The organism is Roseomonas sp. TAS13 (assembly GCF_001950415.1).
Taxonomy (GTDB): Bacteria; Pseudomonadota; Alphaproteobacteria; order Acetobacterales; family Acetobacteraceae; genus Roseomonas; species Roseomonas mucosa.
This window is the reverse complement of record NZ_BDLP01000188.1, coordinates 1-8,439: the sequence shown is the minus strand read 5'-3', so window position 1 is coordinate 8,439 and position 8,439 is coordinate 1. Positions and strand designations below refer to the sequence as shown.

The 8,439-nt window shown below is 65.5% G+C and carries 10 protein-coding genes and 3 pseudogenes; 5 read left to right on the top strand and 8 right to left on the bottom strand.

The genetic code is table 11. The features are described from left to right. Positions 1-31: 31 nt before the first annotated feature. The 7 genes and pseudogenes from ROTAS13_RS14670 to ROTAS13_RS14655 form a co-directional block, all read right to left on the bottom strand. Positions 32-433, bottom strand: a complete 402-nt coding sequence (locus ROTAS13_RS14670) for a transposase (protein WP_075822708.1) — start codon at positions 431-433, stop codon at positions 32-34. A gap of 27 nt (positions 434-460) precedes the next feature. After that, positions 461-664, bottom strand: a complete 204-nt coding sequence (locus ROTAS13_RS14665; RefSeq protein ID WP_139323372.1) for a hypothetical protein — start codon at positions 662-664, stop codon at positions 461-463. Between the two features lie 139 nt (positions 665-803). Then, positions 804-1,397 (bottom strand): molybdopterin cofactor-binding domain-containing protein, encoded by a 594-nt coding sequence (locus ROTAS13_RS28500; protein WP_305793718.1) that lies wholly within the window; start codon positions 1,395-1,397, stop codon positions 804-806. 34 nt (positions 1,398-1,431) lie between these two features. Further along, positions 1,432-1,584, bottom strand: a pseudogene (locus ROTAS13_RS28635) (molybdopterin cofactor-binding domain-containing protein); the annotation flags it as partial. Positions 1,585-1,656: 72 nt separating this feature from the next. Next, positions 1,657-2,265: a molybdopterin cofactor-binding domain-containing protein gene (locus ROTAS13_RS28630; RefSeq protein WP_371329194.1), complete on the bottom strand. Its 609-nt coding sequence runs from the start codon at positions 2,263-2,265 to the stop codon at positions 1,657-1,659. Next, positions 2,266-2,619, bottom strand: a complete 354-nt coding sequence (locus ROTAS13_RS28625) for a hypothetical protein (RefSeq protein ID WP_371329193.1) — start codon at positions 2,617-2,619, stop codon at positions 2,266-2,268. It lies immediately after the preceding gene. A 137-nt stretch (positions 2,620-2,756) separates the two neighbouring features. Then, complete coding sequence (locus ROTAS13_RS14655; RefSeq protein ID WP_371329192.1) at positions 2,757-3,401, bottom strand: xanthine dehydrogenase family protein subunit M; 645 nt, start codon at positions 3,399-3,401, stop codon at positions 2,757-2,759. Positions 3,402-4,310: 909 nt separating this feature from the next. Between ROTAS13_RS14655 and ROTAS13_RS14650 the strand changes: the two genes are divergently transcribed. From ROTAS13_RS14650 to ROTAS13_RS14630, 5 genes and pseudogenes are all read left to right on the top strand, one after another. Then, a complete protein-coding gene (locus tag ROTAS13_RS14650) occupies positions 4,311-5,042 on the top strand; it encodes a ParA family protein (RefSeq protein ID WP_239371435.1) in 732 nt (243 codons plus the stop codon). Next, positions 5,035-5,670 (top strand): hypothetical protein, encoded by a 636-nt coding sequence (locus ROTAS13_RS26355; protein WP_139323370.1) that lies wholly within the window; start codon positions 5,035-5,037, stop codon positions 5,668-5,670. Before ROTAS13_RS14650 ends, ROTAS13_RS26355 begins: the two co-directional genes overlap by 8 nt. Positions 5,671-5,712: 42 nt before the next feature. Continuing rightward, positions 5,713-6,666, top strand: a complete 954-nt coding sequence (locus ROTAS13_RS14645) for an IS5 family transposase (RefSeq protein ID WP_075822705.1) — start codon at positions 5,713-5,715, stop codon at positions 6,664-6,666. A gap of 37 nt (positions 6,667-6,703) precedes the next feature. Further along, positions 6,704-7,605: pseudogene (locus ROTAS13_RS28135) on the top strand (IS5 family transposase); the annotation flags it as partial. Beyond that, positions 7,602-7,925: a hypothetical protein gene (locus tag ROTAS13_RS14630; RefSeq protein WP_075822703.1), complete on the top strand. Its 324-nt coding sequence runs from the start codon at positions 7,602-7,604 to the stop codon at positions 7,923-7,925. The pseudogene ROTAS13_RS28135 and the gene ROTAS13_RS14630, both read left to right, overlap by 4 nt. Positions 7,926-7,940: 15 nt before the next feature. On the opposite strand, the pseudogene ROTAS13_RS27215 reads toward ROTAS13_RS14630, so the two are convergent. Continuing rightward, a pseudogene (locus tag ROTAS13_RS27215) lies at positions 7,941-8,439 on the bottom strand (hypothetical protein); the annotation flags it as partial.

Below are 8,439 nucleotides of genomic sequence, written 5' to 3'. Positions count from 1 at the left end.
CGCCTTACGGTGGAGCTGTGCGTAGATGTGATCAAGAGACAGGCCGCGCGCCGGAGGGGAATACCACCTCGACCGCGGGCGGCGTCTCCGACGGCAGCCGGGTCACGGTCCCCGCCCCGGTCTCCGGCGCAGGCAATGCGGGCATCTCAGGCACGACCTGCACCGCGGCAAACCCTGCCATCGCCGTGGTCAGCAACTCCTTGCGCCAGGTGTAGAGCAGCCCCGTGCTGATCCCGTGCCGCTCCGCCACCACCTTCGCCACTGCCCCAGCTGCCAGCGTCTCGCGCACGATCCGCAGTCGGTCCTCCGGCGTCCAGGTCCGCCGCCGCACGGCGCGTACCCTCACCTCCACCGCCCCACCCGGACGACCACTCCTACGAGCCTCGTAGGAGCGCTCTTGCGAGTTCGAAAGCGGGATCACGTCATCGGACATCCCCCCGATATCCGCCGCCTCGCCACCTCACCGCAAGGCGTGACTGGGCTGACGCTTACGGCTGATCCCTTCCCGCCGCCACACCTCCCCGAACAGGATTTCGTCGGTGAAGGCGGCGAGCGGCGAGGAGACCTCGTAGGCCACCTGTGGGGCCACCCTCGGCGTGCCCCCGCCCTGCCCCTGGGCATCGGCAGCGGAGGCGGCAAGTCCCGCCGTGGCGAGAGCCACCATGAACGTCCTCATTGATGAGCTTTTCGCGTGCAGTCGGTGCGGATGAGTGGGCGGGGTGCCTAGCGGCCGCCGGGAATGGAGGGCCGCCGCGGGCCCTCCTCAAAGATCTGGCAGGGGACGGGGTTCATCGCTCCCACGCTCAGGCCAGTTGCGGCAAGCGCTCGATCAGCTTGTCGAGGGTGAGCGGGTAATCGCGCACCCGCACGGCCATCACGTTGTAGATGGCGTTGGCGACCGCCGCTCCGACGCCACACAGGCCGACTTCGCCCACGCCCTTCGCCTTCATGGGCGAGGACATCGGGTCCACCTCGTCCAGGAAGACCGCTTCCTGATGTGGGATGTCGGCGTGCACTGGCACCTCGTAGCTGGCGAGGTCGTGATTGACGAAGAAGCCGTGGCGCTTGTCCACCGCCAGTTCCTCCATCAGCGCTCCGCCAACACCCATGGTCATGGCGCCGATGACTTGGCTGCGGGCTGTCTTGGGGTTCAGGATGCGTCCAGAGGCGCAGACGGCCAGCATGCGCCGGACCCGGGTCTCGCCGGTGTAGGCATCCACCGCCACCTCGACGAAGCGCCGGGCAAGGTCGCCGTACTCCATGGTGTCCTCCACCACCAGCCCATCCGGACCGGCGGCCTGCCCCAGCGGGACGGTACGGTTGCCCGCCCGCACCTGACCGTCGGCGAACTCCACCTCGGCCGCGTTGAAGCCCAGCTCTCTGTGCCACGGTCTCACGCGTCTTCACGCAGGCGGCATAGACACCGGCCGTGGCGCTGTTGCCGCCCAACTGGCCGCCCGAGCCCGCCAATACCGGGAAGGATGAATCACCCAGCCGCACGGTGACCTTGTCCATCGGCACGCCCACCATCTCGGCCGCTGTCTGTGCCATGACGGTGTAGCTGCCCGTGCCGATTTCGGTCATATCCGCCTCGACGATCACCTCGCCTTGGCCGTCGAGCCGGATACGGGCGCCCGGTGTCGTGTTGCGCGCGTTCTAGCCGAAGCGTTCCGCCCCGAGCCGAAGGCACTCCACGAACCGCCGCTGCGAGAAACGCTCCTCCGGCTGCTCCGGTGTGACCTGGGTGTCGTTGAGGATGCGGAACTCCACCGGGTCCATGCCCAGCTTCTCCGCCATCTCGTCCATGGCGATCTCCAGCGCCATCAGGCCCGGTGCCTCGCCCGGCGCGCGCATGGCATTGCCTTCGGGAAGGTCGAGCACAGAGAGCCTGAGGGCGGTCAACCGGTTCGACCCGGCGTAGAACAGCGCTGTCTGCTCCACGGCGTTCTCCGGTTTGCCACCCGGCAGGTTGCCGGACCAACTCTCGTGCCCGATCGCCGTGATCCTGCCGTCCCGCCCGGCACCAATGCGGATGCGCTGGATGGTCGCCGGGCGGTGGAAGGTGTTGTTGGTGATGAGGGGCCGCGTCAGGGTCAGCTTCACCGGACGGCGTGCCTCCCGCGCGGCCAGGGCGGCCAGCACGGTGTCGCCGCGGAGGAACAGCTTGGCGCCGAAGCCGCCGCCGACGAAGGGCGAGATCAGCCGCACCTTCTCCCGCGGGATGCCGAGGGTTTGCGCCAGGTCACTTGCGGCCCACTCGATCATCTAGTTCGAGAGCCAGACCACCACCTCATCGCCCCGCCACGCCGCCATGGAGGCGAAGGGCTCCATCATGGCGTGCGTCTGGTCCGGCGTCGTATAGGTGGCGTCGATCTGCACCGGCGCCTGCTCGAAGGTCTCGGCCACGACCACAGCGATGGCCTGGTGGTAGTGGTCCACTTCCGGGCCGCCCAGCAGCTTGGCGGTGTTCATGCTGCCCTTGCCGAGCGGCCCGGCATTCTCATGCGTCACGATGGCGTGCACCCCGGGCGCCTGGCGTGCGGCGGCGGTGTCCATGCTCGTGATTCGGCCCTTGGCGATCGCCACGCCCACCACGTAGCCATAGGCATGGTTGCGCACGGTATCATGGTGCTCATAGGCATAGGGGGGCGTGGCCCGTGGTCTTCAGCCGCCCGTCGATGCGGTCCAGCGGCTGGCCGACGACGCGGAGCTGGTCGATCGGGTTGGTCGTCGCGGGTGTGTCGAACTTCATGGCCTCAGGTTCTCGCTTCCGCCAGCACGGCGTGGAGCGTGCGCTCCGCCAGCGTCACCTCGAAGGCGTTTTCATGGGCCGGGCGCGCATTGGTCAGGATCGCCGCCATGGCCGCCTTGGCGCCGCGCGGCATCTCGGCCTCGGCCGCCTCCACCCGCCATGGCTTGTGCGCCACCCCGCCCAGCGCCACGCGGCCGGTGCCGTCCGGCCGCACCACGGCAGCCACCGACACCAGTGCGAAGGCATACGAAGCGCGGTCGCGCACCTTGCGGTAGATGTAGGTGCCACCGGCAGGCGGCGGCAGCGTCACCGCCGTGATCAGATCGCCGGGCTCCAGCGCCGTCTCGATATGCGGCGTATCGCCGGGCAGGCGGTGGAACTCCGCGATGGGGATGCTGCGGCTGGTGCCATCGGCCTGCACCGTCTCCACCACGGCGTCCAGCACCCGCATGGCCACCGCCATGTCGGGGGAGTTGGTGGCAATGCAGGCCTCGCTCTGGCCCACCACCGCCAACTGGCGGCTGAAACCGCCGATCGCCGCGCAGCCCGAGCCAAGCTGGCGTTTGTTGCAGGGTTGGTTAGTGTCGTAGAAATACGGGCAGCACGTCCGCTGCAGCAGGTTGCCCGCCGCGGTCGCCTTGTTGCGCAACTAGCCGGAAGCCCCCGCAAGAAGGGCGCGGGAGAAAAGGCCGTAATCGCGCCGTACGCGCGCATCGGCTGCGAGGTCTGTGTTGCGGACCAACGCACCGATGCGCAGGCCGCCCTCAGCGGTGGGTTCGATCTTGTCGAGCGCCAGGCCGTTGACGTCTTGCTGCCGCTCAGGTGCAGGTGCTAGCGCAGCACGGCCAGCAAGGTCGTCCGCGTGTCGAGCTCCAACGTTTCCTGTTTGCCGTTGATCGTGAGGGAGACGGGCACAATATGAACAGCGCCTGATGCGGCCGTCCCTCCGCTACCGGATTGGCCTTTGGCCAGAGATGGCACCATCGTCATGGCTGCGGAGGCGCCTGTCCCCGCCATCAGGCCACGACGCGACACTTCGCATGCGTCGTAATTGTTCCTCGTCTTCTCCACTGATGGCGGCCGGATAATCCTTGATAGGGGGAGTGCCGGAGCAGGTAAGCGGCTGCCTCTTGCCCAACGGCGCGGCTGCGGGTGGAGCCGAGGTGACGCTGCACTTCCTAGACGAGCTTGGTGCCGATGCACTGCAAGTGAGGAGCCTGCCCCACTCGCTCCCGACCTGGAGCGCACCCTGTTGGCCTAGTAGCGGATGCGCGCTCTGGCGCGCGGTAGCGTTCTCTTCGCCGGGCTTCTGTATGCCAGCCCTGTGCAACACAAAGTGGCACCACATCCCGACGGGGCAAACCTGGAGGCAGATTTTCCGCAGCAACGGTGGCGCAGTGGCCAGCCTGCACGACGGCGAGAACCACCTGGACTGGCAAGGATGCCCTGCGATATGAGGTCTTACGCCGTAAGACGTCGTCCTTAATGGCGGATTGTCTCTCCCTGGATGCTCGCGTAATCATTCCTGGTAAGTGAAGTTTGGTGTTTGGGGGTGCACATGGCGAAGGTAACAGATGTCAGGAAACCCGCTAGAGGTTCGTTCAGAGATGCTCCCCCAAAAAATCCTGATCCGACGCAGCCTAAAATTCTGGTTTGCTCGTCCGGTAAGGGTGGGAGCGGCAAAACGTGCCTGACTCGGAACCTAGCTGTTTTCGCGGCTCATGCTGGCTTACGCGTGGCTACCATCGACCTAGATCCACAGCGTGGTCTGACGAATTGGTATGCGGTCCGTCCTGAGGAGGCGGTTGCCATTCCCAATGTGGCCGTCCCTTTGTCAAATCTCCAGGAGGCTATGCGTCAGGCCAAAGCTTTGGGAGATCTGGAGCTTATTGTCGTAGATACACCGCCCGGTGTTGATGCATCGCCTGCGGAGATGCGTCAGCTTCTCCTTTTGGCCGACTTTGTTCTCGTGCCGACGGGACAAGGGGCTGGTGATCTAAGGTCTGTCGTGGAGTGGATGGCATTCATCCGCCGTGAGCAGCGGCCGTCTGCCTTCGTTCTGAATCTCACCGTACGGACGGCAGGAAGTTTCGATCGAGCCAAGCAGCGCCTTATCGAAGCAGGAGATCTCTGCCCTTTTGACATTCGACTATACGAGAGCATTCGGGTCAGCGACGAGATCGGGCTTGGGGTAGCTGAGATGAAAGGCGCAAATGGTCTTTCCGATGTCCGGGGCGTCTTCACATTTGCAATGCACGCTCTCGGAATGAAGGTGTCTGCCGATGCCTAAGCCCCCTTTGAAAACCTTCTCTGCAAAGGATATCAAGGCCCGGGCTGCTGTGGCGCCCATTGTGTCCACGACTTCGCGGGCTGAGGACTTCGCTGCTACTATCGTTCCACTAAATCGGCCCGAGGACTATGTCCGCGAGATTGGAAAGCTGTGGGACGAAGCACAGCGGCGCTTCCTATCGATTGGTCGCTATCTGCGGCATGCCATCCAGGCCAACCGAGGTGAGTTTGAAGCCAAGATTCTACCGCAACTTCCATTTGGTCGGGCTGTGGCATATCAGCTCAGAGAGGTTGCAGAAGCTGTCGAAACTGGCCGCTTCCGAGAAGCTGAGCTTCCGCGTAGCTATAGCGCAGCCTATTACCTGACCTTGGTCCCTGAGCAGCACCTATCACTAGCGCGAAGTCGCGGCTTGGTTCGTCCCCAGGCAGCGCGTTCCGAAATTATGCGGTTCCTAGCAGAGATAAAACCTGTGGATACGTCAACTGCAAAGCGACGGGAGAATCTTTTAAAGCGAAGAGAGTTTCTTGTCCGACAGATGGCCCGGATCCGCGGAGAAATTGCTGAGATTGAAAGCGAACTTGCCACTGGAGATCTGATTGTGGATGGGCAAGCCGAGTCCATTGATTAGCGTCTATCGGCCTTGTTGCATAAACCTTGCAGGTAGGCCTGCATGAGCAAGGCACTGGCACAGGGCGGACGCCCGAAGGCCCGCTACCGGACGCGGAACTGGTGGGAGTACGATCGGGGGCTAATCTCCCGCGGAGATCTGACGGTGTGGATCTCGCCGGACCTGGCCTGGCACGCCGCCGAGGGGTCAGGAAAGCGCGGTCGGCCGCAGGTCTTCACGGACGCGGCGATCCAGGCGGTGCTGACGCTGAAGGTGCTGTATCAGCTCCCGTTGCGGGCGGCCCAGGGCATGGCGGGGAGCCTGATCCGACTGGCCGGGCTGGACTGGCGCACACCTCACTACAGCACCCTTTCCCGGCGTCAGAAGGACCTCACCGTCGTCATTCCCTACCGCCCGCGGGGCGGGCCGCTGCACCTCGTGATCGACAGCGCGGGGTTGAAGGTGCTCGGCGAGGGCGAGTGGAAGGTGAGGAAGCACGGGGCCGACAAGCGGCGTGTCTGGTGCAAGGTCCACCTGGTGATCGACGCCGACAGCCATGAGGTGCGGGCAGTCGAGATGACGGACAACCGGCACGGGGATGGCGAGATCGTCCCGGGCCTGCTGACCCAACTGCCGAAAGCCGAACGGATCGGTGTCATCAGCGGTGACGGAGCCTACGACACCCGGGGCGTCTACGAGGCATCCGCGTCCCGTGAGGCGACTCTGGTCGTGCCCCCGCGCCGCAACGGCAAGCCATGGAAGGTAAGGACGACCGGCGCGGCCGAGCGCAACGAAAGCCTCCGTGCCATCAAGCGCCTCGGCCGACGGCTCTGGAAGAGGTGGAGCGGGTACCACCGGCGCAGCCTGGCCGAGACGGCCATGTCACGTCTGAAACGCCTGGGGGAGCGCCTCGCGGCCCGCGACCCTGCCCGTCAGGTTGCTGAGGTCCAGATCCGCTGCGCCATCCTGAACACCTTCAACGCCCTTGGCATGCCCGATACCGTCGCGCGCACCTGATCAGGACATCAAAGACCTAACTGCGTCCCCAACGCCGATTTCCGCAACAGAGCCCATCCGCTCCGAAAGGCAGTTGGTCGAGCGGATAGAATTCGACCTTCTGTTCCACTGGTTCGTCGGCCTGGGCATCGATGACCCTGTCTGGGACGCCACCACCTTTACCAAGAACCGCGACCGGCTGTTGGCCGGCGACATCGCGCAGCGTTTCCTGGCCAGCGTGCTGGTTCAGCCGCAGGTCAAGCGGTTGCTCTCGAGTGAACATTTCTCGGTCGATGGCACCCTGCTGGAGGCCTGGGCCAGCGCCAAAGCTTCCGCCCCAGGGACGATGCCGGTGGGAACGACGCCGACCCGCCAGCCAATGGCGGCCGCAATGCCGAACGCGATTTCCACGGCCAGCGGCGCAGCAATGACACCCATGCCTTGACCACCGATCCCGATGCCCGGCTGTTCCGCAAGGGCCGCGGCAAGGAGGCCAGGCTGTCCTTCATGGGCCACGCCCTGATGGAGAACCGCAACGGCATCATCGTGGGTGCCGTCGCCACCCGTGCCTCAGGCCATGCCGAGCGCCTGGCAGCCCTGCATCTGGTTGTACCGCATGCAGACCGGCCCGGCCGGATCACCCTGGCCGGCGACCAGGGTTTCGATGCCCGCGATTTCGTCGATGAGTTGCGCGAGATCAACGTCACGCCGCATCTGGCGTAGAATACCGCCGGCCGGCGTTCGGCCATCGATGGTCGCACCACCCGCCATCCTGGCTATGGCGTCAGCCAGCGTATCCGAAAGCGCATTGAGGAGGCCTTCGGCTGGGCCAAGACCATTGCCGACCTGCGCAAGGCCCGGCACCGCGGCCTGGCCAAAATCGACTGGCAGTTCACCTTCGCCATGGCCGCCTACAACCTGATCCGGCTGCCCAAGCTGCTCGCGAGCGCCCCGTCATGACCGGCAAAGCACATCCGATGCTCGGCAAGTGGCAGATCACCAGCATGGACCTCTGGGACGGCGCGTTCATCGATCTGCTCGGGCCGGGATACATCCGGTTCGACGCCGATGGTGGCGGCGAATTCGCCTTCGGCGCCGTCCAGGGCGGGCTCGACTGCGGCTTTGCCAGCCACAGCATCGACTTCACCTGGGAGGGCAGCGACGAGATGGACCCCGCCCGATGCGACGATGATGCCCAACTCGAAGAGGACGGCACCATCACCGGTGAAATCCGCTCCCATCGTGGCGACGAAGCATCCTTCACCACTCGGCGATGGTAGCTTTTCAGCAGCCTGCTAGACCGGCCTGATGCGCGGGTCGGCTGCCAACTCCATGAGGTCCAGCTCCTCCTCCAGCACATGGAAGGCGTCGTCACCGATGGTGCCGTCGCTCCGCAACTCCTCCAGCGCATCGCGCGCCGCCTCCACGGCACGGGCCTGCAGCGCCGCCGTGCTGTCCGGGGCAGGGGTTCCGATCCGCTGCTCGTCGAGCTTCGCCCTGGCTTTCATGTCCCGCAGCAGCGCGTCGCGGACGGGCGAGGCCGGCGCCTCCTCCAGGCAGCGCATCGCCGCCTTGGAGGTCTTGAGCCGTGCCAGCCGGACCTCCTCGGCGACCATAGTGTCCTCCGCCAGGCCAAGGTGGTGCAACAGCGGCCCCAGCGTGCTGCCCTGGAGCACCAGGGTGACCAGCACGACGCAGACGGCGGCAAAGACCACCGCGTCCCGGAAGGGCAGTCCCTCCGGCAGGGCCAGCGCCGTGGCCAGGGTGACGACGCCGCGCATCCCGGCCCAGGCG

Coding starts and splice junctions, on each gene's coding strand:
- ROTAS13_RS14670 (WP_075822708.1), bottom strand. CDS start 433: ATGTCCGATGACGTGATCCCGCTTTCGAACTCGCAAGAGCGCTCCTAC.
- ROTAS13_RS14630 (WP_075822703.1), top strand. CDS start 7,602: ATGACCGGCAAAGCACATCCGATGCTCGGCAAGTGGCAGATCACCAGC.
- ROTAS13_RS26355 (WP_139323370.1), top strand. CDS start 5,035: ATGCCTAAGCCCCCTTTGAAAACCTTCTCTGCAAAGGATATCAAGGCC.
- ROTAS13_RS14665 (WP_139323372.1), bottom strand. CDS start 664: ATGGTGGCTCTCGCCACGGCGGGACTTGCCGCCTCCGCTGCCGATGCC.
- ROTAS13_RS28630 (WP_371329194.1), bottom strand. CDS start 2,265: ATGATCGAGTGGGCCGCAAGTGACCTGGCGCAAACCCTCGGCATCCCG.
- ROTAS13_RS14645 (WP_075822705.1), top strand. CDS start 5,713: ATGAGCAAGGCACTGGCACAGGGCGGACGCCCGAAGGCCCGCTACCGG.
- ROTAS13_RS14650 (WP_239371435.1), top strand. CDS start 4,311: ATGGCGAAGGTAACAGATGTCAGGAAACCCGCTAGAGGTTCGTTCAGA.